The organism is Bacillus sp. TH22, assembly GCF_016651015.1.
In the GTDB taxonomy this organism is placed as follows: Bacteria; Bacillota; Bacilli; order Bacillales; family Bacillaceae_G; genus Bacillus_A; species Bacillus_A mycoides.
Genome location: NZ_JAEKER010000002.1, coordinates 148,937 through 174,374, shown reverse-complemented (window position 1 = coordinate 174,374; position 25,438 = coordinate 148,937). Strand labels below are relative to the sequence as shown.

The following is a 25,438-nucleotide window of genomic DNA, read 5'->3' as shown; positions in this document are numbered from 1 at the left end:
GAGAGTTGCAGGCAATTAATCATCAAATGAAAAAATCAGTAAAAGCGATATATTTTGCGACTACAAGAGAAGAATTAGAAAGGGTAAAAGCAGAAATTGGAGCAAGACTTAAACTACTTGAAGAACAATTAGTGGCACAAAAAGTCGGTCAATCGAAAACGAATAAACCAAAGAGGGGCAATTTAATATGTCGGTCTTTTTTATTTTGTATTAATTACGGCTTAGGTAAAGAAATATCTTTTATAAATTCACACTGAATAGGGTTGTCTCATAATATATAAAGATTGTTGTATTATTTTTTTAGAACAGGATGTGAATGTATGGAAGATGTATATGCAAAAATCGACAGCCTAAAAGCAGAGCAAAAAGAAATCATGCGAGATATTCGTAACTTGGAAACTCGTACAACTATAAATGAAAAAGATATTTCTACAATCAATAAGCAATTAGAAAAAATCAGTCTGAATACCACATGGATTTTACGAATTGTTATTAGCGCAATAGTTATGGCAGTTCTAGGGTTAATAATAAAAGGTGGTATTTAGGTTGTTTGTATAAAAGTATTTGCTATAGAGGGACAAGCGTCTCTCTTTTTATTTTGAAATGAGGTGGCCAAAGTGGAAGAATGATAAGAAGTAAGAAGCGATGTTCAACAAGTTCTCAGTGTTATCAGCTTTGATGAGAAATATCATGTTGGGCATTTAACAAAGCCTCTTAATCAGTTATGATTCTGATTCTTACAATGGTCTGAATTAGATTACAAAACGGAGTAATTGGAAAACAGGCGCGAATAGAGAGGGTAACTACAATTGAAGAGTTCAGAGGTAAGGGCTTTAATAGATAAATGTATTTATTTTATTCAAATCAAACTGAAGTTGAAGTAATGAACAGAGGTTTAGATAATTTTGTGGCAATTCCAATTAATGAAACAGTAGAAAAAATAAAATGGGACATGTCCAGATCCTCTTTTGTCAACATCTACCCCCCCTTAAAAAGTGAGGGAGGAGTTTTTCTGTACAGTTTAAAAATAATTAAAAACAAGAGGATGGTTAATAAAGTGGAATTGTTGTAAAAATAGTAGGATATATACTTTGAGGTGTATATCCTATAGAGGGATGATATTGTATGGTTTCATAATAAGGTATAGCGGGATGTTGATAGTATGGCATATGCTGCATTGCATGATATACTGCATGCATTGTTGCTTGAGCTCCATGGGTTGTATAGACTGAGCCAATTGCCCTGTTTTTAATACAGTAAGGATTTATCATAATAATTCACCTCAGTTAATAATTAAATTGACATTTATATAATATGTCTAAAAACTAAACGCGGTCACATCAGGATTATGCAGATTTATAACGATAGTGAGATAAACCTAGTCATATCAAGTATTATCAATCCAGGTATCCTCTTTTGATAATATTGTTGTTTGACACATTAGAAGGCTTTTGAATGTCTCATATACACTTATCAAAATTAAAAAACATCTTAACGTTGTTAAAATATGAGTATTCTCTAAACTAGAATCCTTACCGTTGTAAATCTGCATTTTCGGGACGCTCAGCCTATTGAAAAAGTAATAAAAAACACTCCTGAAAATTTTGTAATGCAGTTATAACTGGATAGCAATGGGTGCTACCCCATTATAAAGTAGTGAAGAGTCCTGGATGTTCAGGACTCTTCACTACTTTAATTACTATTATGTATATATTTTTTTATTTCTCTCAGGATCCTCCGCTTTAGTAACAACCCCTTCACGCAATGATGATTGCATGAAGATTTTTGCAAGTTTACTTATTTTTTTGTCTCATTGACCCAGTTAATAATGTCCTGAATGACGTACTCGGGAACATTTGCAGGTATTTCATACTCACTAGGAAGACTTAAATCACCATCTCCTTCTGTAAAGGCATGGTTCAATTTCGGATATGTTTTGAACTGAATATTCTCGCGGTTTGAGAGTCCTTCTTGCCATCTTGTAAATTCATCTTTTACTGTTACTTGATAATCGCGTGCTCCTTGCAGAATCAATAATGATTCTTTAAGTGTTTTTGCTTCCTCAACAGGACGCCAGCGAGCAACATCATACATGAAATGCGGGGATGGATAATTGTAACCGGCTGGTGGGTGGTCTGGATCAAAAGTAGGATCCTGGTAATAGGCGAATTGTCTTTTTAGTTCATTGATTACTTCCTTTGGTGCCCCGAGGTATTGATACTGATCAATGAGTACATCAGTTATAGGTCGTGCGGGTGGTGCTAGTAATATACTGCCTCGAACAAGTGAAGAAGGTGCTTTGCTCAGAATACGCGGCATCGCGCCACCTCCTTGGCTATGTCCGAGAATGAAAATGTTACTTGGGTCAATGCCTTCCTGCTGCGCTGCTGATTTTGCTGCGTATATGGCATCTTCTGTTGTATCTCGGTCTAAGGTAATAGGTTCCTCACTCATCTTTAATGTGTGTTCTAAGGAACGTTTTTCATAGCGTAAGACTGCAATTCCGTTAGATGAAAGGCCCGCTGCAAGGTCTCTAAACAATTTTGTCCCCATGTTTGTACTATCACGATCATTCATACCAGAACCATGAACAAGAACAACAACGGGCACCTTTTCACCAGGCTTATGTTTCGGAATCGTTAACGTGGCTGGTAAAGGGTATGTAGAATTTCCAATTACGATTTCTCGTTCTTGATAGGAGTCAGGTCGATCATAGATAGGATGCGGTATGGCATATGTTTTTTTAGGTGTCCTTTGCCCAACTTCATCTACTTTCTCGCCTGGTGTGAATTTAAGCAAAACTGGAATCGTAGTTCCTTCGAACTCTATTGGCATCTCAACTGTCTGATGAACCAAGTTACGTTCTTTTACTTCTGCTGTTCCTATGTTTTTAATCCCACCACCACTACTTTGTGTCCACCAATCTTGCAATTTTTGTGCAGTAAACTTCGATTGAAAAGCAGCGGATGTTAATTGCAGGGCTTCTGCATATTTACCATGCTGGAGATATTCAAAAAATAATGTTGTACGATCGGTTAAAGTGATTTGTTTCTTTTCTACAGATTGTTCCGCGCGTGTATCCGCGTGAATAGGCGATGTAATTGGAAAAGATGAAACCCCTAAAGATAAGAGAAGGGTAATGGAAAGTGCTGATTTTTGTATGTTCCGTTTTTTTGTCATGTTTTAACCTCCAAAATGCGATAGTAAGAAATAGGGATGGTAATTAGTGGAATGGTGCCCTCTTGGAGTTTCGGTACATGTAAGGGGGAATCCTGCATAAATATCATAAAAAGCACGTTTGAAAGAGTAGGGGATTATAGCAACGTATAGATACACGAACCCGCGATATACCATAGAAATCAATAGTTTTTCAGACAACTATTACAACCTCGTTATGATGTAGGGGAAGAAAAGCAATAAGAGATGGAGGAATAAGATGAAGAAATTTTTGTGGATGATTTCTACAATGTGTATCGCTTTAGGATTGGTAACAGGGTGTAGCAGCAAAGGTCACGTTTATACTCAAATAACATACGAGGATAAGGAGTTTGACCAGAAGATAGGAAGCGAAACAAAGGGAAATAATAATGAACAGGATAATTATGAAACCATATCCGTGCCTGTAAAAAAAGAAGAGTATACGGGTAAAATACAGCACCCAGAATTGATTGAGCAAACGATGAGGCCAGTACCAGGGGAAAATAAGAAGCAATACAAGAACAAAATCGTTAAAGCGACGATATCATTTGGTGGAACTATGGTTAGTTATGTTGATACATACGAGTCATGTGGTGTGAGTTTTTATTGTAATCGTGTAATAGTAGGGAAAGGTAGGTTGCTGGAAACCCGCTGATATAAAGGTATCCACAATCAATTACTTATATTCAGTTTACATAACATATCTTATCAGAAGTTGTGGAAATTAAAGCGAAGTCTGTCTCAAAATGAAAAGAATTCTTATCTTATTGAGACGGTCAAAAGAATTTAAAAGCTATGTTTTCAATTCTGTATTATAATTAAATTGGGCTCAACTTTTACATAAAACAAGAGTAATAAAGAACATTTTTGAAGTAAAAAGCAATAAAAGAAACCATCTCTTTCGATATTATAAACACCTCAGTTTCGAGTATAATACAGCCGATTAAGCCCTAAGGGCTTAACTTAGCTGTTTTGTCTTAAATTTATCTAATTTTGAGTTTTTATGTTGTTTACACTCTATTAGTAAATGGACAATAAACAAAGATATGTAAAAGCGGACAGAGCTGGAAACAAAAAATATTACTTACTGATGAAAAGTGAATAATGAATTCTGTTGGATGAACATAAAAGAATGGAAAGAAGGGAGAAAAACATACCCCAACAACTTCGCACGAAATACCAATTTTACGCACAATAATACGATTATATAAAAATCAAATACAGTAACTAGGGATTTCAAGCCCAAGTGCATGAATCTTAGTATATTGGTATACGCCATATAATTCATATTTTATATAAGAATAATCAAATGCTGAATTACTCATAAACAATTTTTATAGTGAATTACATTTTAATTTATAAGAGCTTTTCTTGTGTTGATCTAACTAACTCCTGATTAACCTTGATTAAATTAACCAATTCACATTTTATAACGACTTTTAAACTGTGTTTATGTATTCATTTTGTTAGAATTTATATTTGAAAATCGTTTTATTTTATATACATATATAATTTTTATCGCCAAATATGAATTTATCACTTGGTTATCTATAAATTTTATTAGAATAATTACACTTTCCCATTCAATTTCGAGTGAATTTTAGTATTTCATAATTTAATTATGTAAATAAGTTCGTGTAAAAATTGAATTTAACGCGAACTTGTGTTCGTGTATTTTTTCTGTTATAGTATATATGAGGTGATTTTTATGGATTACAGCAAGCAACGTCAAAAATCAGTACATCGTAAGAAATTATACGAGAATTTAAATGAAATGCCCTTTTACATAGAAGAATTTGTGGAGTACAAAGAATTGCATGATGCCTCTCCCTCCACCCTACTGAATTATGTATATGATTTTAGAGTTTTCTTTAATTGGCTATTATCTGAACAAATTATTGAATTTAAGCCCATTAAAGACATATCCTTCTCTGATTTGGAGAATTTAAAGAAAAAAGATGTTGAGAACTTTATGAGGTTTTTAAAACTACAACAAAATATGCAGAATTCCTCTGTTAACAGAAAAATTTCAGCCTTAAAGTCTTTATTTAAGTACCTTACCTCCCTATCAGAGAATGATGATGGAGAATGTTATTTTTATAGAAATGTAATGGCTAAAATTGAAATACATAAAGATAAGGAAACATTAAATGCCCGTGCAAAACGTATGAGATCTAAAATATTTCATAATGATGACGATCAAGAGTTTTTGAATTACATTAAGTACGAACATGAAAAATCTTTAACAAAACATCAGTTGTTCTATTTCCTAAGAGATAAAGATCGTGATGTAGCTATTCTTTCTCTCTTTCTTGGTAGTGGTATTCGTGTAAGTGAATTGGCCGATCTTCGTATGGAAGATATAAACTTAAAAGAAAGGCTAATTGATGTAATACGAAAAGGAAACAAAGAAGATTCTGTATGGATTACTCCAATTGCATTGAATGATCTTGAAAATTATATGGAAATTAGAGATAAAAAATATGCTCCAGGGAAAGAATTAAAAAATGTATTCTTATCGAAGTATAAACATACTGCACAGCCTCTTTCAGTTAGGGCTATCCAAGATATAGTAGAAAAATATACTAAGGCCTTTGGTAAAAGAATGTCTCCTCATAAATTAAGACATACATTGGCAAATAAGTTATATATGGAAGAAAAAGACTCGTTACAAGTGATGCAGCAACTTGGGCATACTAGCCAAGATACGGCCTTATTATACACACAGCTTGGAGAAACAACTATTAAAGATAGCTTAGGCAGAATAGGAAAGAATAAATAATAAAAGTTCAGCAATTTTACATTGCTGAACTTTTATTATTTTCCCTATACTAGGGTTAAAATGATATGTATTATTCGTTTCGCATTTGATTTTATTATGTAAAAAATATATAGTTTGAAATCTACATTAATTGGAATATAAAAACGCTCTCTTAGTAGATATAAATAAAAATTTTAGATTTCTACAATTGTTGTTTACGTTAAATCAGTATTTAACGTGAAGATGAGAAAGCACGTTGTAAATTATTTTCTCCCCTCTTGTAGAAAGACATGAAAATGGATATTTTTTAGACAAGAAAGTGGGTACTTTTTTATAAAGAAATTGCTTCAGTTATATATCTACGTAATACACTCTGTAGAAATAAAACAGCACATCGATTAAAATGTTGATTAAGTCCTTCTGAACTCATAAGTGTAGCTGTATTTACATAAAGCTGACTACATAATCAAGTAATAGAATCGCTGTAGTTCTTTAGCGAACAAATGAAACTCATCCCGAATCGATAGATTCATACAAAAACGCCATCCTTTCTGTATATTTCTACAAAAAGAATAGCGTTTTTTTGTTTTATGGATACACTTTTTTAGCTTGATAGCGACGTGCTATACTTCTCAATCATTTGAAGATCCCCCAGCCATTTGTGTAAACGATTAATATCCCCAAATGTCTACTTCAGCTGCTGAAGCAAATCCATTTTGTCCATTCGTTACTTCCATTTTTACATACTTTGCAGTAACTGGGGTAAATGTTGCCGTTTTCTTATCACTATTATTTCCCCATGTTCCTGATGATACTTTGTCATATTTAACGCCATCTACACTCGTATAAATATTGTAGCCTAAAATGCGGCCGTTCTCTGACCCGTCTTGTCTTGGGAGATAGTCAACTTTTGAAATTGTTTGATTTTTATCAAGTTCCAATGTTAAATTGTAAGGATATTGATTTGGTGTCCAACTACTATGCCAAAGTGTATCAGGTTTTCCATCGATTGCCTTACTCGCTGAACCACTGGATTCCTCACTATTTGAACTTGCTTTCATCGTATTTTTAGGCAATACGTATGGTTTAACAGATGGAGAATCAGTTAGAATATCTACTTCAGCTGCTGAGGCAAATCCATTCTGTCCATTCGTTACTTCTACTTTTACATATTTTGCAGTAATAGGATCAAATGTTGCGTTTTTCTTATCACTATTATTTTCCCATGTTCCTGATGATATTTTGTCATACTTAACGCCATCTACACTCGTATAAATATTGTAAGCTAAAATACGGCCATTTTCTGACCCATCTTGCCTTGGAAGATATGCCAATTGTGAAATGGTGCGTGTATCACCAAGTTCTAGTGTCAAATTGTAAGGATATTGATTTGGTGTCCAACTACTATGCCAAAATGTATCTGTTTTTCCATCTATCGCCTTACCAGCTGAACCCGTTGATTCCTCACTATTTGCACTTGCCTTCATTATTTTTTTAGACAATACAGCAAGTGGTTTTACAGGTTTAGCATCCGTCGCTGCCCATATAGGTGCAATTAATGTTGGGTTATTTAAAGCTTCTACTTTTTGTCTCGTTTCTTGGGTTGCCTTTAATCCCCACTGATCAAAAAACGGAAGTAAATTTTGTTTTGCTATTTTCGATGTATTGTAAATAAATGCCTGTATTTTATCTTCGTCTGTTTTGGGAAGTTGATCCTCTGGTATCTCACGATATAATTTGTGAAGATTTGGATAAAAATCATCCCCATATGCCAAATGAAGCTGCCAAAGCATAACAAGTTTTACAAACAGGTCGTCAATATTTTTATATTCTTTATTCGTTTGTTTTAAATACGCAAAAGCTCTATTATAATCTCCCTCTGTATCTAAACGTGTTGGTTTATTTGGATATATTTTCTTGAATGCCGCTAAAGAATATAGATTATTAGTTACTTCACCCATCCCTCTTAAATCATTCCACGTCCATGGATATTGTTGTCGTGCATGTCCTGCTTCATGCATTTGTCCCCATCCAAACTCATTGACATTTAAAGTACTTTTGATAGCTTCACCAGCAGTCGTAAATACGGCTCCATCCCTACTTGCATACATGTCCCAACTTTGTGCATTAGGGTTTTCTACAAAGGCCCAAATACGACGAGTTGAACGATGTAAAGGATTAGGATCTGTTTCAGATAGCCCCGATATATTGTCTTGCGCTCGAATCATTTCATCATATTTATTTAATAGTGGCACAGGATCTTGATTTACAATATATTTATTGGCACTATCACGAGTTACAGTTAGTACTGCTCGTTCTGATTTCAATTGTACTGCATGTGCATCTGGATATTTGTTCATCATGGCAATCCAGTCTTCTTTCGTGTGTTTTCCTAATTCAAAGAATGGAATAGGACTACCACCTTGTGTTACCTGCACCTTAACTGTTCCTGTACCTTGATAATTATCAAATCCTAATACGCCGCCGTTTGGAGAAGAGATGGTATTAGAGCCAGGAGAAAGATCAATTTCTTTTCCCCATTCTTTATCATATTGATGTGTCCCAATAATGGCTCTAATCTTTTGCGTTCCTGATACTGTAATAGTAACCTGTTCATTAGGTTTTACATAAATTCCTGTTGGCATATAATTTTTTTGTTCACCTCTTTTTTCTCTTTTTGCTTCATCCCAAAAACTTCCTGTACCTGGAAGGTCGAACTCTCTTTGTTCAAATTGAGTTACAGTTTGTGTAGTTTCAGCATGTACATCTAAATTGTTTGTCATAATAGGTGCAAATAACGTGGTTGCTAAAATAGCGGATGTCGCAAACACCTTTATTGTTTTTTGTAATCTACCATTTTCCCTTCTGTTCATATAAATCATTCCTTTCGTTCAAATTCGTTATTACTTACATACGAAATATCAGTTTTCTCACTAATGCCAAAAGTGGATTTATTAAATGCACACTTATTTTAAGCAATGTTGATTATATTTTTGGATGAGTACAAAAAAGCATAGTAACACTTCAAATTCTTTTCCTAATTAATTTAGAAACACATTACCTTCATTGATTTCTTAAGTCACTCCTCTAAGTAAGAATTTAAGATAAATGTCCTATCTCAAAGCACCTTTCCTAATTTTAGGATTACGCATTAAGTATAATTCAAAAATAAAGTTATACAATTGAGAAAAATAAAAAATGTTAAAAATTTACACGCGCTTAAAATTTTTAACATTTACTGAAAAATAAAGTGTTATATGGGGATAAATTTAATAGATATATATGATGTTAAAAAATATTTTAAATAGAGTATTTTAAATTCATAAAAGTAAAAAAGATTACGAAATTTTATTTTTTATAGATATGGCGGGTCAATATACGAATCGTCGCCGTACTTCTTAGACGAATGAAGGGGTTTTATCAAAAAACAAAAATCCGATTTTAAATTATATTAGAAATAAAAGTAAGTCTGTAACCTATTTTTACACATATCTCGGCTGTACCCCAGGATAGTTCATTTCCATTCAGGAAATCTCCACTTTGGTGTCTTCATATTAAGAAGTACCCACTTTCTTGTCACGATATGCGGACAAAAAAGTGGGTACTAAATGAACTACATTTGTTGGTAATTCAACATTTTACGCTAGAAAATTAGTTCCTACTTTCATGTCTTTCTACACTTATCTTGTTGTTGTACAAGGACAAGAAACTCTAAACTATTTAGACAAGAAAGTCTGAACTTTCACTTTTAGATATTGGCTGGGACAAGAAAGTCTAAACGGAATTTTTATAGATTTACAGAATTATATTCATTTAATCTTGTGTAAAAAGACATGAAAATGGGTACTTTTTATAAAGGGATTGCTTCAGTTATATATAATTTAAATATATTAAAGAATTATTCATTCTTCTCTATTTATCTATATCAATTCATTTGTATATTTTCATTTTGCTTCTGGTGAATAATAAGAATTAAATCAACTTGAAAGAAATCGTTTAGAAAAACTCACAAATGATTCAAAAGGTCTATATATTTTTGAAGTACTTTAAAATGTTATCTCGAACTTTTTGACACATTGTTTTTTATAGAAATACCATGTTCCTATAGAATTTCAGACACATCGCAATAGCTTAAAGAAAAACAACGGCTACCACGATAATATCTTTCTTGAACTGTTTTCCTTTAAAATATCTCATCTGTTATACTCCTCGTTTGCTTGTTACAGAGTTTAGCTTACTTTAAAAACTTTGCAACAGAACCCTCTTTCTTATTTTTCAAAATAAGCCGCACCAAAGTTTTCATTAAACCTTTTACACCATATAGAAACCGAACCGTATGTACCTACATCTATTCCTTCAGGAATTCCATAGTTTTGGTCTCCTTTGTTTCCCTTTAATTTTCCTAATTCAATATACTGATGATTTTTCACGTCTTCATTATTTTTCAAATGGTTTGTAGGAACTAATACAACTCGAACATCTGGCCCGTTAGATGTTGAAAAATTGGAAAGTCGTAAAACGCGTTTTCCATCCGCTAATTGATGGATTGTTGCTCTTCCAGTTGTTTCATGGACACCATTTTGAAACTGCCCTTCACTTATTACTCGTTTTTGTTGTTGTTTTGTTTCGTTTGATTGTATTTCTGTTTGTGGCAATGCTTCATTCACTTGCTTATCAATAAATAATTTCTCGGGGCGGAACAAAGACCATAAAATTCCCCCGACAATAATAAAACCTCCTATAAGCAATACATGTTTTCTTCTCATAAAATAAAAAACCTCCTGTAACATACTGTGTAGTAGTATGTTAACAAGGAAGTCTTTCATTTCTATAATATAAGTATTACAAAAGTCTTTCAGCGGTCTTATTTTTTTCTGATGTGATGGGAAGAGTAAACCAAAATTCACTTCCTTGTTTGCCGTCTAAACGATCTCTCACACCAATTTCTCCACTATGCATTTCAATCAATGATTTTGTAATGGCTAGTCCGAGACCGGATCCTCCAGATTGTGAACTTCTTGATTGATCTGTTCTAAAAAACCGTTCAAATACGCGTAGTTGGTCATTTGGAGTAATTCCTTCTCCTTCATCACGCAAAATGAATTGGACTTGTTGCTTTTGCTTATTTTCCTCTAAAATCAGCTGGATTGTTCCAGAGACAGGTGAATACCGGATTGCATTATCTAACAAATTACTAATGACCCGTGCTATTTTACACGGCATAATTAAAAGTCGAGGTAATGTCTCAGGAACCTCCAATTGTAAATCGATCTGTTTGTTTGCTAATAAGACAGAATGTGCCTCTAGTACATTCAATAGGACTTTGTCCATATGTATTAAAGTTGGATGAAAATCTACTTGCCCAATTTCTAACTTTGAAAGGTCAAATAAGTCATTGATTAATCCACTTAATCTTTTTATTTCTTTTAAAATCGTAACTAAGTACTGATTTTTCATTTCAGGATCTTCAATCAGATTATCTTGTAATGCTTCTATCATCAATTGTATGCTAGCCATAGGTGTTCGTAAGTCGTGTGAAATATTCGTAATGAGCTCTTTACGTGCTTTTTCCCCTTCTTCTAACTTAGTAAACCCTTCTTCCAAATTTTTGGCCATCTGTTGGAAGGCTGTTGCTAATTCTTTAAACTCCCGTGGTTCTTTTCCAATTATATACCTTGTTTCAAATTGTCTATCGCTAAATTGTTTCGTTAGTTCAATTAAATTTTGAATGGACCTCATGATAGGGCGTGTCATTAACCAGTAAATAAACGTTGAAATAATCAGTCCTACAACCGCAATTACTGTTAATAACCGTGTTTGTTCTGGTTCAAGTAACATTTGCGTTTCACTATACCATATAGCAATTACCAGGATACTGGTACTTAATAAATTCATCAATAACAATTGAATGCGTAATCTCATGTTTCATTTCCTCCATTTGGCTCAAAGCGATATCCTATTCCCCAAACAGTATGAATCCAACGATTCTTTATCGTATGCTTCTCCAGTTTGTCACGTAAACGACTCACTAACACGGTTACTGTGTTTGTGCCCCCTTCATGTTCAAAATCCCAAATAAGTTCAAGAAGTTGCGAACGAGAAAATACTTGTTTTGGATGCTGTGCCATGACATAAAGTACCTCAAATTCTTTCACCGTTAATTCCACTTTATTTTCACAAACAAGTACACATCTCGTCTTTGGATAAATTTTCAAATCTGGAAATTCTATTACTTCTGATAGGGATTCTTTTGCTTGTATCGGTATTTGATTGCCTCTTCTTAGTATAATTTGAACCCTTAATACTAATTCACGAGGTGAAAACGGCTTTGTTACATAATCATCTGCTCCCATTGTTAAACCTAAAATTCGATCTCTTTCCTCTCCCTTAGCAGTTAACATAATAATAGGAACATTTGATTGTTGACGAATTTCCTCACATAATTCCCATCCATCTTTTTTCGGCATCATGAGATCTAAAATAATTAAATCTGGTTGATATTGATGAAATACATCCCAGCCTTCCATTCCATTCATAGCTGTATATACTTCGTATCCTTCTCTTTCTAAATACCGTTTGCATACTTCTCGAATGTTTTCTTCATCTTCTACGATTAAAATCCTTTTTTTCATATATAATCCTCGCTTCTTGTGCATAAATCACAATTGAAATGTTTCTTTTATCTGCTTTCATCTAATAAATCTATGGAACTTGGAGATGCAGATGTTATCACTGACAGTATTAGTAAGTCGGAATCCAACACTTTGATCTTATATTCATTAAAAATTATTAAAGGTGATTCTATAATTCAGAAGGTAATTTTAACACTTGATTACTTGTATGACTAGGTAAATTCTGTTTATATATCATTCCTAAAAGAATAAATACTGAGGAGTCTTCAGTTTGTGGCGTATGGAGTAGGGGTAACAAATGTATAGAAAGACTTGTTATATTTATAAATCTATATATACCCCCTATTCATATGGATAGAGGGTACATATATTGCATGACTCTTTACTTAATACTTTCTAACTCCCATTTGTGATTATTGCCTGGTGCAGTTGTATTCTCAGGTTTTAAAATGAATTCACTAGAAGCTACAACTGGGGCGCTACCATTATCTGCAACAGTACTAGCCTATTATTAACTAACTTTTCACCTTGTAATATCCATTACTATCAAAGACGAAGGTCCTACGGCCATTCTCGACTTGTTGTTTCATGGACATTAGAAATGTACTTCTTCACATGATTAAATTCTTAAAAGAATATCAACGCCCACTCTTTAACCCATTTTCTCATTCACTGATTGGAAGCCTTGTTTTTAGTTTTTCAGAGTTATATGATCCAGTTAGGTTGAGGGATCTCATTTAGAGAGTCATATTTATAAAAAACAGACTCTTTTTGGATTATTAATAACCTTTGTGTCCATGACTGTCAAATTTATAAGTCTTCCAAACACCTTTCCCATTATCAAGTTCAACAGTGGTGTTTTGATAAATTGAACCATCTTCTTTGGCATAATAAGTAAAGTACCCGTAATAAGGGAAATGGTATCCACCACCAACAGAGAACCATCCTATCTTAGCTGCTCCAGAATCATCGAAGTAATACCATTTACCATCGATTTCTTGCCACCCTTTTTGCATTACGCCTTTATTATCGAAGTGGTATATTTTACCATTTTCTTTTTTAAACCCTGTCAACATAGCTTGTCCGTCATTATTAAAATAATATTTTTTTCCGTCAATATTTTCATAACCATCAAAAGTGTAGTGCTTACCATCTTTAAAATAATAATTCTTTCCATCAATTATCTTCCAACCCGAATAGGAAGCTCCATCCTCTAAGCTATAATAGTGCATTGTGACCTTTTCAGTTCCATCTGATTGGGGGAAAGGTCTCTTTCCAGTGAGTCCTGGCTTTCTAACAGAACCGTCTTTCTCAAAGACTACGTGTTTCCCGTTAAGAGTAACAGTAGTAGTACTAGCTAATGCTTTCCCATTCAGATCTGAAGCCCTCTCAAGCACGCCTTTGTTGGAAAAGTGAAGAATGACATGTTGGTCTTCTAGACGCATTTCATTCTTTGTAACTGCGAAATCTTTAAAATAGTAAATTTTACCTTCTATTTCTTTCAGACCTTCTTTAACAAACGCTCCAGAAGCATCAGAATATTGCTCATCTTTCCAGGCTGATCGCTGCAGAACACCAGAATCCTTGAAATGATAGACCTTACCCTCAATCTGTGCATCAGATGAGTTTGACGACACTACCAGGGAGTTAGAATGCGGAGCAAAATAATACGTATTACCCTTAATTTCCTGCCACCCCTTCAAAAGAACTCCTGAAGCATCTGCATAATGATATGATCCATCTCGTTCTATCCAACTATTCGTTATTAATTTTCCAGAAGAATCGTATGCAGTCCATATAGAGCCATCACTTTTATCATTAGCTTTGAACTCTACTCTTCCATCATACTTCTGTCTATCATGTTCTTTACCAGGGTACCAGTCTATTAACCAGTTGTGAACTTCATCATTGGTTTTTGCAGTGAAACTAATTCCAGATCTGAAAGAATTAGCACCATCGTTTTCCTTCAGGAAGCCTTGAATGTATGGATTACTAGTCAGACGTACTCCATTCTTGTTTACCAAATCAAACTGCCATTTATTAAGAAAAGCGGGGGCTGAGACAAGTTCAAACAATTCATCGTCACCAATCGAATCGGAATATTGAAGAACATTTCCTTCTTTCCCTGAAAGATATTTTGAACCTGCTTTTACCAATACTTTATTGCTTCCTTTTTTATAGGGGATAATTTGATAGGATTCACCGTGATTTAGTGAGCCAAATGCTGCTTTAATAGGTGTCTCTAGGGTATTGGTGATCTCTGCGAATACATTACTTGACCGATTATTAAAATCTGCTTGAGCTGTAGGGTTATTCGTAACATAATTAGAAAGAACTTCTCTACCTACTGGATGTGAAGTCAATGTTGCTACCTTCTTTTGTTCATCTGTTAAGTAAGAAAAGCGGTCCACCCCTAATCCTTTAAAACCGTCAAGAGAATCTGCTCCAAATTTCTTCTTATAAAATTCGTCAACAAGTACTTTATTTTCACCGGATGTTTTTTCTACGTATATGGTGATACCTTGATTAAGCGCAACCCCGGTTTTTCCTTCATCCAATTGCGCTTTTGTAATGTAAAGAAGATCGTGCTCTGATACAGATTCTGCAAAGGGTTTCAAATCTACAATTGTACCGGGTTCTGTAATCTTAAGCTGTTGCCCCGATTTTAAGTCTTTCATCTCACTTTTTCCATCTGGATATAGTACTTTAATCGTTCTAGTGAAATTGGAATCTCCTTTCGTATGATGCATAGAAATATTAAATTCCCCAGATTTAAAGTTAGGAGCTCTGTAAGACACATTCTCTGCATAGGGGCCAGTGTAATTAGATAAGTCAGGCTCCCCTACAGATATCCCAAGCTTTTCATAAATATCAGCTACAATACCTAATGAAGTAATAGTCACATCCAACACCGTGGCTAAACCTGCGCTAGCTTTGTTCTCTGCAACAGGGGCTAAAGAAAAGAGAATACCTAATGCCGCTGTGGCAGGAATTAATTTCTTACCAATTCTAATTGTTTTAAAGTTTTTTTTCATTTTTGTTTTCCTCTCTTAGTAGAATTTAGTTCAGATTGCCTTGACACAATGCTGTTCCTCACTCTCTACTTGTAATTTTTATTAACGACTGATATAACATCAATATCAGTAAGTTCATCTTAGTTTAAAAATCTTTCATTTCTCTTTCACAAATGTTACAAAAGTCTTTCATAAATCTTTTTTTATTTTATGTATATTATGTTGCTTTTATGGGGGGTAGTTTGAGTGAAACTAATTGGGGTCTTATCAACAAAATGCGGTTGTACAAGTACATGAAACTCCAAACCATTTAGACAAGAAAGTCTAAACTTTCACTTTTAGATATTGGTTGGGACAAGAAAGTCTAAACTAAATTTTTATAGATTTAAAGAACTATACCCATTTAATCTTGAGTAAAAATAAAGGATTCTTACTGTAAGATATCTATCTATATTTAAAAATAATATATATGTTTGGAATGTACATATAGCTATACGTAACTATTAATCATAAGGATATCCATCCGTCTCGATTAGTCTCCAACATCTTTTCTTTTTAAAGTGGCTCAAATATGAATTAATGTGTAATTTCTATATAACAAAGAAAAAAGCACCTACTTTTATAGGTACTTTATTGTATCTGATTAATTGTGTATCTGGTTGCAATTGAGATTACCCCTAAAAGCAATATGCCAACTATTACTTCACCTGGTGTTGTCCAATTGAACATACTTTTCACCCCCTACTCAAATAATAGGGAGGAAAGATTACAAGCATTTTAAAATCCTATTATATTAATGTTAATTTTTATTTATATTTGTTACAAAGAAAAGAGCACCTGCAGGTGTGCAGGTGCTCTTGATAATGATTTATATAAGTAAGACCCAAAATATAATAAAATTCCTCAAAAATGTGTTCAGGTAAATAAAAGAACCCACTGGAGTTTGGGTTCTTTCAGAAGTGATGATGTTTTCTCGGCTTAGGAAAGTGAGAAAATACAAAAATATAATACATCGAGATTTAGAAAATTTCAATACTTAAATTTGAGGTTAAAAACTCAAATTTAAAAGGAAAGAGAACCCAAATGGATTCGCTCTTCTTTGGGTACTGCCAGCATACTAACATAAAACCCACGCTAAGGAAAAGAAAGATTGATATAAAAGGCGTTCTAACGTAACAAAAAGGATTATGATAAATAATGTTACGAATTATTTTTGATAAAGTACTTTGTTACAGCTAAATTGGCTAAATAAAGGCTAACGCTTCATGAAACCAATGTTATAACAAAAGCGTTCATTTTAGTTACAACCCTTAGCGTACAAAAATTAAGGTTTTCGCTTCCCAAAAATGTCTTAACGTGGGTTTTATGTTATTTAGTTGGCGGGACCCCATTTTCAGCTTGTTTTAATTACTTTTTTACTGGATATCCACTCATTTGCCCATGTATTGGTGGAAAAATTCTATTTGTTCGTTGTTGAGTATTGTTGCTTCGTCTTTTCTTAAGTCCAGGTGGAATACATGACCGCTCGCTTTGTCATTATGACCATATTCCTTGTAAATATAATGAAGTCCTTCAGATTCTAATTTACTAAGGAAAACAGGTTGAATCCCAACCAATCCATCATTAACACTGCAAGTCACAAAAGACGGAGGAAAAGATGAAGTAATGTTTGACTGAAAATCCATTTCCTTTTCATATTTATGAATTTCTTTTCCAAGGTAGTCCTTCATCAAAGCATTTAAAAGATTCCTGTACCATTTTTTCGTTTCTTTGTTTTTTATTTTATCGAGAGGATCATACATTCCGTGGTTTAATCCCATTGCTTTTATTCTTATATCAGGCATTTTGAAGTCAAACAGTTTTGCATACTTTAAATTAGTTATAATTGCTGCATACTGACTTGCAATCTGTGCTCCCGCTGAATCACCTACAATGAACAAATTATTTAAGTCCATATGAAACTTTGTTGAATTATTCTTCACCCAATGAAAAACTGAATTTACATCTTCCAGAGCCGCTGGAAATTTATACTTTGGTGCAAGACGGTAGTTGAAGTTTACTACCGTAAACCCGTACTGGGCTAAATTCATGCAGTAAAATTGATAAGCTTCCTTGTCCCCGTACACCCAGCCACCACCATGAATCGATATAATTACTGGCAAAGGTTTTTCCGTATCCTTTGGATAATACACGTCAAGCAAATGGTCTTCACTTTTATCCCCGTAGTAATCAAGGTTGTCAAACCTTTCAATATTTTCTGGGGTAGTTAACCCTTTATCTCTTTTAGCATCCCCCTTTTTAAATAACACATTTAATAAAACTGATGTTAATGACATTTCTTCACACCTCTTTTTGTAAAATGAGAATTACTTAACAGATTATTTTGTTTTGGGATTATATTTCGATAGAAGAAATAATTTATTCTTGTTCTATTAATCTGCCCCTTTAATGGAATAAGGAGTGATTATTTGTTCCCTTCAGATAGCTTTCTATATAATGAAGCTCTAGATACATTTGTAATTTCACAAATTTAATTTACAGTCATATTTCCTTCTTTGTATAGCTTTACTGCATAATTGATTCCTGCTTGATTTTTATGATATTTCTTTAACCGAGCCTTAAATTCCCCTTCTTTCTTAGCCAACTCAATCCCTTCACGTTGTCGCATACGAATAAGATCTCGCTCTAATTGGTTAACACCAGCCATTAACGTAATTTACTAGGTGAATACCATTTTAATTCGGAGAAAATGGTCTCTTTAGATTCGTTAAAACCACTAAAACTTTCTTAACGTTGTAAAAAACGGGTGCATCGTCAGGAAAATGTGCTTAGCGTTGTAAATCCGCATTTTCCTGATGCTACCCCAATCATTAAAATACTCTTCATAATCCTCTTTACTAAGTGTTGTCCATATATTGCGTAATGGAAGCTTTTTAGACTTTTGCAACCACTGACCAAAATCTTCAATATCATAAGCATATCGTTTAATTGTGGAAGGTTTTCTTCCTTTATCTAATAAGAAAAAAGAAAAATGCTGTACTGTGTCTTGGAACTCTTTTGTTGGCATAACCTTATCATCCTCATTTTTTCTTTTAGTATATCAAATTTAAAATCGCTTAAAGTATACAAGCTCTTCTAAATTCATACGTATCGTTCCTAAATATTTTAAACAAACGTCTTCGTTTACTAAAGTAAACCTTAATAAATGAAAAAGATAAGATCGGCGAATACAATCTTATCTTAAGCATAAGGGAAAAACAATTGACAGAAACCAACTTGGGTGTTGATAAAATCTACATAATACTTATTATTGGTAACTGCGAAAACATAAAGATAGTCCTGAAGATTACTTTATTAATTTGAAGTTATTTACCTGTTTGTAAAGGTATACCTTTAAGGACATAACTTTAATCCTTATAAAATCAAAGTTTATCACGTTTATAAACATATCAAAAAGCATTTATAAACGTTTATTAAGTCTCGACAACCTTTATAAATTCCTTAGCGTACAATTTTCTTAAAATGATATGGTGACCCCTTATAGGGATCGCTATATTTTATGAGACAATACTTTCAAAATTTTAAGAGAACAGGAGTCAAAATTGACTCCTGTTCTCTTTTGTTAATTATTAAGAAGACACTATTTTTACATAGCAATTGTAGATATAGCTTGTTTATAAATTAATTGTTGTTTCCCATTAACCAACATAAGTACAGTAAAACGATCTACCCCAACAATTTGTCCTGGTATTCTGACGCCGCTTTTTAAAAATAGAGTAATATTCTTTTTTCTTTTTTTAATCGCTCATAGCTTTCCTCTTGAAAGTCCCACATCTATTTCTCCATCTCCTTTAAATAAACAATCAATTCATAATAATAATTGTATCAGCTTAATTCCGACTGTGGCCACTAGGAATTAAAAATAACATGATGCTCCATTGAAGGATCTATTATAAAAGAAAAGCAACCATCCCCAAACCCTTCCAAGCTTGGAAGGGACTCGCTCGGCGCTAGCCAGGCAAACAGGTTTGAAAGACCTTCAAACCTATTTGCATAGGTTCAAGCGTTTGAGATAGGCGAATCCGTCCATTCCTTATCCTCCCTCGTAAAGAACGCTCAGTCCGGTACCATGGACAGATACAATATGTACTCCACCAAATCACGAAAGCTTAAGTTGTACCGTAGGTACCAACGTACAGTTAACAAGATGATGTCCGGTTGATAATGTTTCCACTTAAATATATTCTCCTTTTCCATACTGATCACGTACCTTTTATAGAGTAGTACTATCAGTATGTCCAAGTTTGATAGACCATTTTCGTATACTTCAAAGTTTTTGCACCAGAATCAGAAATGCTAAGTTGTTAGTGATGAGTACTCCCTCTCATATAAACAAGAAAATGTGTGAACAAAAAACGTAGGAGTATGTAGTCCTACGTTTTTTTATAAGCTATTCCTTAAATTCAGACTGAACTTCTGAATTTATTTGGCTTTGTATATTCTTTTCATCAGGAATCGGCTTCCACCAATTCCCAGTTAAGAATAACATGGTCAATAGATTATAACTATCACTGAAATAGCTTTCTTTCTTATTCTTCATCCAATCCCAACCGCTATTCACCCAAGCTTGATTGTTACTATTGGTTGTACCAGCGGCAATAAATGGTGAAACGAATACAGCTGTTGGATAATCACCAATATTTGTTCCATCTAGGCTATAACCGTCTACAATTTTAGATGGATTACCTTTTGTTTTATTTTTTATCCATGTAGTAACCTTCTCAGAAATCACTTTACTTCTCTTTTCTCCATACATTGCATAGTCCATAACAATTCGGAGTGGTACACGACTCGCATTATAGTAATATGCATCGGTATGTTTTGATTCATCTAAAAAGTTTTTAGGTGCAGGTTGTGGTGGGTTTTTCACAACAAAATCAGAAATCAATCCTGTAGTTGGAGAGTATTTATTTGTAAACTGTGTATAAGTATTGTAGAGATTGTCAACAACATGAAGCCAAGTTTTATCCCCTGTAAATTCATAGAACGCTCTTAAATGAGACATCATCCAATCGGAAGGTCTAGTGTCAAATGTACTTTTGGAACCCCAATCACCTAAATTCAAACTATTATTTTTGGTCACATTACTAGCCTTAATACCTTTTGTAATCATATTTTGAGCTTCTTTCAAATAGTTGATTGTGCCATTTGATCCCCATTGCTTATGAGCAAGAAGAAGTGAGTAAGCAATGTCTAAATCCCCATCTGTCGCAGAATCAAAATGCCCTTGCGCTTGTTTGCTATCGGCTACAACCCAACCCATTAAATTTGGGTTTTCGGAACTTTTAAAAGCTCTCGCTGTCTTAAATAAGCCATTATAAATAGTTTGGGCGTTTGAATCATAACCTGCCATTAAGACCGTGATTATCATACCATAACCTTGTCCTTCTGAAGTTCCTAACGGTTTAAAACCATCCGCATTCCCTGTAATCTCTCCTTTGACATAGTAGCCACCTGGTAGTGAAGAAAGATCATTCTTTAGATACTTCTTTTTCCAATTGTTATAATAATTTATAACTGAGGTATTCAAACTTTCTTGCGAAACATGATTTGGTTTAATAACACCAGAGTAGTTTACTTGCTGTGGAAAGGGTTTCATCTCTTTAGCAACAGCTGATACTTGGGAATAATTTGATATAGTTGAAGTGTTTCTTAATGAAGTACTGTCTAAAACCTCTGCAGAAGTACAATTAGTATAACTTGCTAATCCTATCCCAAATGCACATATAACGGTGAATATCTGTTTTTTTCTGCTCATTTTTTCTGCTCCCTAAAAAAATATTTTTAAATACAGACACGATCCTATGAACACTACTCTACTAATATTTCCATTCCATTTTACTTATGATGTAAGTTATGGTCCCTGTAATAGAAATTCAAGTTATCATGGATAATAACCACGTAAGTTTATATACGCTCATGTGTTCCCGCTATCACAGCAGCCACTAATAGACCAAATGTACTTTCAATATAACAACTCTATCAAATTTCATAACATGTTAACGTAAGATATGTAGTGCTGCTGTACATCCGTCAACTTATATATTCATACCATTCCATTCCATCAATTAAAGTCGCGTTACTGTCTATTTATATAAGTTTCAAAACTTATATTAGAAGGAAGCTTTGAATAATACGAAGGTGATTTTGTTATTACCTTTTTACTAATGCCTCAATCTTTATATGCTTTTCATCATTACTTAATTCCATTTTACTTATAATATAAGTTGTATTTCTAGGTAGTAAAAACTCATATTGTCCTGGATAAGAACTATGTTTTTCTATATATCCTCCGTGTGTTCCAGCTAATGTTTTAAATTCTATTTGGAAAACTTTTGTGCTAACTATTGGAGTATTAGATAGCAAAGAAGTACTTATATATCCATATTCCGTTTTAGATTTCCCTTTATATTTTTCTTTCAATTTATTAAATTCTTCTTTATCGATTTTACCATTTTTTATTAATTTATTAGGGTCATCCATAAATGCAATAGGGTCATCTCCTCTGAATAAAATTACATCCTCAGGTATCTCCCCCCTATTTAATACGCTGTCTAAAGCTAGAATATTATTTTTGTCGTTTGGATTTTTAATCTTTGTTATGTCTCCTTTGTTATCTCTAAGTGGTGTATTAAATTTCCCAGCATATTTTGTATAGCTATTTAAAACAGTCTGTTCATTTTTGTTCGGTTTCCATTTATTGTATTGTTTTTCTCCCCATTTTTTTGCTTGTTCTGGCGTTTCACACACTTTATACTGTCCTTGTTTCTTACATTCAGTTGATTCTTTTGCCGCTACTTGATACATATCTTTTTCTTCTGAAAGTGAATCAGCATATGCACTGTGACCACTTCCACCGAATAACATTGATGCTGTTACAACAGCAGTTGATAATAAACCTAGTGAACGTTTCAACATTACCACTCCTTAAAATTTATTTACATAACAAACGTACTCTTTTTTTTTTAGTTTCGTAATACTTTTAAATATTTTTCAAAAGAAGTCTGACCTGATATGTTTTTTATATTTTTATAACATAGGATATTTTATATAAATAATTTTCGAAGATTACAGTAACTGATACTCACGAAACTCAACATAAATGAGAAGGAATACATAAGAGAATTAAAGTCATTATTCGTTAATTATCTTGATATTTATACAAATTAATTAAATATTAATATGAAGTTAGGGTAACTATACATATTTTCTAGGAATTAATTGAGAAATAGTTTTATGTATATGAAAAACTATAATGTAATAGTAATATCCTTTTATGATTCCCAGATAAAAGAAATACAAAGATAAAAAATAATAGACTCCAAAAAACATGTTCAACATTCGTCTGATTTTATATTTCCCACTATTTTTATAGGAGAATCTTGACAAGAGGTTTGGCCAAGAAATGTAGCTATTAATTTTGATGCCCGGACAAACTATTAATGTACTTATGTCATTGATAGTTGCATGTTAGTAAGAGTTCATAAAAATGAAATACATTTAAACATAAAAATAATAGCCCTCCTAATTATAGGAGGGCTATTATTTCTCATATCAGTAAATCCGATTTTATACTAGTTTATACAATTGAAATCAGTATATTTCACGAACATTACATTATTATTGGTTAAGTAGTTTAGGGTTTCTTGTCGCAAGTTCAAAAGGTTTAGACTCTCATGTCCTGTAATTGAGACAAGAGAGTACCTACAGAATTTTTGATAATGTTTATTTATCAACGTTTGTTAATGAGATTTTAGTTTAGACTTTCATGCCGTTCTACACTTCTTATTAGAACTGTATTACTCAATATTAATTTCTTCTAAGATTATAGATGGATTAACAACAAATATAATGAAGTTTAAGTTTGTAGTATGTATTAGTATTCTATTCTTCGAGGAAGATGGAGTTCCAATATAAACAACATGATCGAGCTTATTATGAGGAACGTCATTCGTAGATATAGTAATTATATCTTTTAAAGGGATGGTAATCTCTGCTGATTGCCATGCAATCATTATACTATCTTGGGACTTTGTTATGCTAATTCTTGACATTTTATATCAATCCTTTATTAGTTTTAGATAAATAATTAACCAATTATCTAAATTATTTTAAATTAAACTATCTATTATGATATACGGATTTTAAAAACTTGTGCTTATGTATGCAAAATTACATGTACAAATTCCTTGTTTCCATAAAAATACATAACATAAATAGAAAATAAGATACCCATAATTCCACCGGTAAGTCCTAATATGTATCCTGTTGTTCTTCTCAAGATTAACACTCCTTAAAATACAATATTATTCGAAATTATTCTATTAAAAGTAAAATACAAATCATTTACTTTTATAGCTATATTAATTTATAATTTTATGAACGAAAAAAGCACTCTTTCGAGTGCTTTTTCTAATACTGCATAAAAAATTATGCTTTTCCACTCTTAAAACATATTGTAAATAAAGTATACTAACTATCTCAATTGAAATTATATAAAGGTATAAAAATGTAATTTTATTTAAACAAATCTATTTTTAAACGACAAAGAAATTTTATATGAGTTAGTTTAAGCTAGCCTCTTTCTAAAATTTTATCGAGGTATTTATCTAGAGAAATATTAAATACTTCTTTAAGAATCTGCTGATATTCTTCTTCATTTATAGTTCGTTTACTTTTTTGGCCTTTTCTTGTTTCTGTAAAACTTTTTTTAGTAAGTGAAATATGTCCATCTTCAATTAATTTGCAGACAATGTATCCTTTGTTAAAAGGTGATTCGGGGTGCTCTACAATAATATTTTGTATAGCATTTACTTTGTTTGTATCTATTTCATCTAATGAAAACGCAAACCCAGTGCACCATGTATTAGTAGGTTCAGAATTAAGGAATTGGGCACTCTCCCCATTTTCTCCTTTTTTCATTTCTAGTAGGTAAGTTCCTTTTTCAGTATTCTGTTTACGAATACGATATTTTCCCGTTTGAGATGAGATCACTTCACCGCTAAATGGAACTGGGTGTAATGGAAGATGTGAGGCAAGTCCCCCATCTATGATGTATTTTTGATTATTATAATTTAAAATAATAATCACATGTCCATCGTCAGGCTTCCACTTATCACCACCTAAATCGTAGACCGTACCAGATATGCGATAGACATCAAATCCACAATCAAGTAAAAAATAATATAATACGGTATTGAGCTCGTAACATAGTCCTCCGCGTTGAGTTAATAGTAATTTTTCTTGAACATTCTTTCTAGTAATTTTCCGGATATTTTTGTTCATAACGTCTAAATTTTCATAAGGTATTACATATGCCATTTGCTGAAGAATTTCATGTAAATTTTCAAAGCTTACATCTTTTTTTGGAGTTATCTGTAGCCGTGAGAAAAAATTTTTTTGTAAATCAGTCAACATCACATATCACCTTCCGTTTATGGAATATTTAACCATCTCACATAATGATACACTAAATAAATATATAATCAAGTGTAATAAAATCAAATTATTTTATGGCTTGTTTTTACATAAGAAACCTCACCATATCAAAAAAAGAAAATTGTAAGCTTAGACATAATTCGGGCAAACTTTCATCTTCTATTGATGTTCTTCTTATTCACAGGGCAATTAACTTTTGCTAGCTACTTTTTTATTTTCTGGAAAAATATACTTATTTATCCCTTTTTTTATATAGTATCTTTAATAATCATTTATGAAAAAGGCGAAAACAATACTATTGGTTTTATCTACCCTTGTTGTTCAATACAGTAATG

At 32.9% G+C, this 25,438-nt stretch carries 17 protein-coding genes and 6 pseudogenes; 4 read left to right on the top strand and 19 right to left on the bottom strand.

The genetic code is table 11. The features are described from left to right. The first annotated feature begins 5 nt into the window (after positions 1-5). Complete coding sequence (locus JFU18_RS28500; RefSeq protein ID WP_002204034.1) at positions 6-257, top strand: glutathione S-transferase family protein; 252 nt, start codon at positions 6-8, stop codon at positions 255-257. 63 nt (positions 258-320) lie between these two features. After that, positions 321-545 (top strand): hemolysin XhlA family protein, encoded by a 225-nt coding sequence (locus tag JFU18_RS28495; protein ID WP_016093737.1) that lies wholly within the window; start codon positions 321-323, stop codon positions 543-545. A gap of 504 nt (positions 546-1,049) precedes the next feature. Here JFU18_RS28495 and JFU18_RS30065 read toward each other — a convergent pair. Together JFU18_RS30065 and JFU18_RS28490 are read right to left on the bottom strand one after the other, a co-directional pair. Beyond that, positions 1,050-1,271: a hypothetical protein gene (locus JFU18_RS30065; RefSeq protein WP_002204032.1), complete on the bottom strand. Its 222-nt coding sequence runs from the start codon at positions 1,269-1,271 to the stop codon at positions 1,050-1,052. Between the two features lie 526 nt (positions 1,272-1,797). Continuing rightward, positions 1,798-3,180, bottom strand: a complete 1,383-nt coding sequence (locus tag JFU18_RS28490; protein WP_201034985.1) for an alpha/beta hydrolase — start codon at positions 3,178-3,180, stop codon at positions 1,798-1,800. A 256-nt stretch (positions 3,181-3,436) separates the two neighbouring features. Between JFU18_RS28490 and JFU18_RS28485 the strand changes: the two genes are divergently transcribed. Together JFU18_RS28485 and xerS are read left to right on the top strand one after the other, a co-directional pair. After that, positions 3,437-3,853, top strand: a complete 417-nt coding sequence (locus JFU18_RS28485) for a hypothetical protein (RefSeq protein ID WP_242486497.1) — start codon at positions 3,437-3,439, stop codon at positions 3,851-3,853. A 1,053-nt stretch (positions 3,854-4,906) separates the two neighbouring features. Continuing rightward, on the top strand, positions 4,907-5,980 hold the full coding sequence (xerS, locus tag JFU18_RS28480; protein ID WP_002169382.1) for a tyrosine recombinase XerS: 1,074 nt from the start codon (positions 4,907-4,909) through the stop codon (positions 5,978-5,980). A 319-nt stretch (positions 5,981-6,299) separates the two neighbouring features. Here xerS and JFU18_RS28475 read toward each other — a convergent pair. The 17 genes and pseudogenes from JFU18_RS28475 to JFU18_RS28405 form a co-directional block, all read right to left on the bottom strand. Further along, positions 6,300-6,492, bottom strand: a pseudogene (locus JFU18_RS28475) (IS4 family transposase); the annotation flags it as partial. A 138-nt stretch (positions 6,493-6,630) separates the two neighbouring features. After that, entirely contained in the window at positions 6,631-8,832 is a 2,202-nt protein-coding gene (locus JFU18_RS28470) for a M60 family metallopeptidase (RefSeq protein WP_201034986.1), read from the bottom strand. A gap of 1,232 nt (positions 8,833-10,064) precedes the next feature. After that, a pseudogene (locus JFU18_RS28465) lies at positions 10,065-10,156 on the bottom strand (IS6 family transposase); the annotation flags it as partial. Between the two features lie 71 nt (positions 10,157-10,227). Next, the gene (locus JFU18_RS28460) at positions 10,228-10,725 is read right to left on the bottom strand and encodes a DM13 domain-containing protein (RefSeq protein WP_201034987.1); all 498 of its coding nucleotides are present in this window, start codon (positions 10,723-10,725) and stop codon (positions 10,228-10,230) included. Between the two features lie 76 nt (positions 10,726-10,801). Then, the gene (locus tag JFU18_RS28455; RefSeq protein WP_201034988.1) at positions 10,802-11,881 is read right to left on the bottom strand and encodes a sensor histidine kinase; all 1,080 of its coding nucleotides are present in this window, start codon (positions 11,879-11,881) and stop codon (positions 10,802-10,804) included. Further along, positions 11,878-12,591, bottom strand: coding sequence for a response regulator transcription factor (locus JFU18_RS28450; RefSeq protein WP_002069741.1), 714 nt, complete (start codon positions 12,589-12,591; stop codon positions 11,878-11,880). Before JFU18_RS28450 ends, JFU18_RS28455 begins: the two co-directional genes overlap by 4 nt. A gap of 779 nt (positions 12,592-13,370) precedes the next feature. Further along, complete coding sequence (locus JFU18_RS28445) at positions 13,371-15,626, bottom strand: N-acetylmuramoyl-L-alanine amidase family protein (RefSeq protein ID WP_201034989.1); 2,256 nt, start codon at positions 15,624-15,626, stop codon at positions 13,371-13,373. Positions 15,627-17,035: 1,409 nt separating this feature from the next. Beyond that, a complete protein-coding gene (locus JFU18_RS28440; RefSeq protein WP_063225932.1) occupies positions 17,036-17,941 on the bottom strand; it encodes an alpha/beta hydrolase in 906 nt (301 codons plus the stop codon). A 128-nt stretch (positions 17,942-18,069) separates the two neighbouring features. Further along, a pseudogene (locus JFU18_RS28435) lies at positions 18,070-18,321 on the bottom strand (helix-turn-helix domain-containing protein); the annotation flags it as partial. Positions 18,322-18,387: 66 nt separating this feature from the next. Further along, a pseudogene (locus JFU18_RS28430) lies at positions 18,388-18,672 on the bottom strand (integrase); the annotation flags it as partial. Positions 18,673-19,251: 579 nt separating this feature from the next. Further along, a pseudogene (hfq, locus tag JFU18_RS28425) lies at positions 19,252-19,439 on the bottom strand (RNA chaperone Hfq). Between the two features lie 315 nt (positions 19,440-19,754). Next, positions 19,755-19,862: pseudogene (locus tag JFU18_RS28420) on the bottom strand (IS6 family transposase); the annotation flags it as partial. Positions 19,863-20,055: 193 nt separating this feature from the next. Next, positions 20,056-21,423 (bottom strand): family 8 glycosyl hydrolase, encoded by a 1,368-nt coding sequence (locus JFU18_RS28415; protein WP_201034990.1) that lies wholly within the window; start codon positions 21,421-21,423, stop codon positions 20,056-20,058. A 395-nt stretch (positions 21,424-21,818) separates the two neighbouring features. Then, a complete protein-coding gene (locus tag JFU18_RS28410) occupies positions 21,819-22,583 on the bottom strand; it encodes an ADP-ribosyltransferase (RefSeq protein WP_201050430.1) in 765 nt (254 codons plus the stop codon). 881 nt (positions 22,584-23,464) lie between these two features. Next, positions 23,465-23,719 (bottom strand): SunI/YnzG family protein, encoded by a 255-nt coding sequence (locus tag JFU18_RS30435; protein WP_085313117.1) that lies wholly within the window; start codon positions 23,717-23,719, stop codon positions 23,465-23,467. 104 nt (positions 23,720-23,823) lie between these two features. Continuing rightward, entirely contained in the window at positions 23,824-23,946 is a 123-nt protein-coding gene (locus tag JFU18_RS30260) for a hypothetical protein (protein WP_274606755.1), read from the bottom strand. A gap of 293 nt (positions 23,947-24,239) precedes the next feature. Continuing rightward, a complete protein-coding gene (locus JFU18_RS28405; protein ID WP_201033336.1) occupies positions 24,240-25,082 on the bottom strand; it encodes an arylamine N-acetyltransferase family protein in 843 nt (280 codons plus the stop codon). Positions 25,083-25,438: the final 356 nt, after the last annotated feature.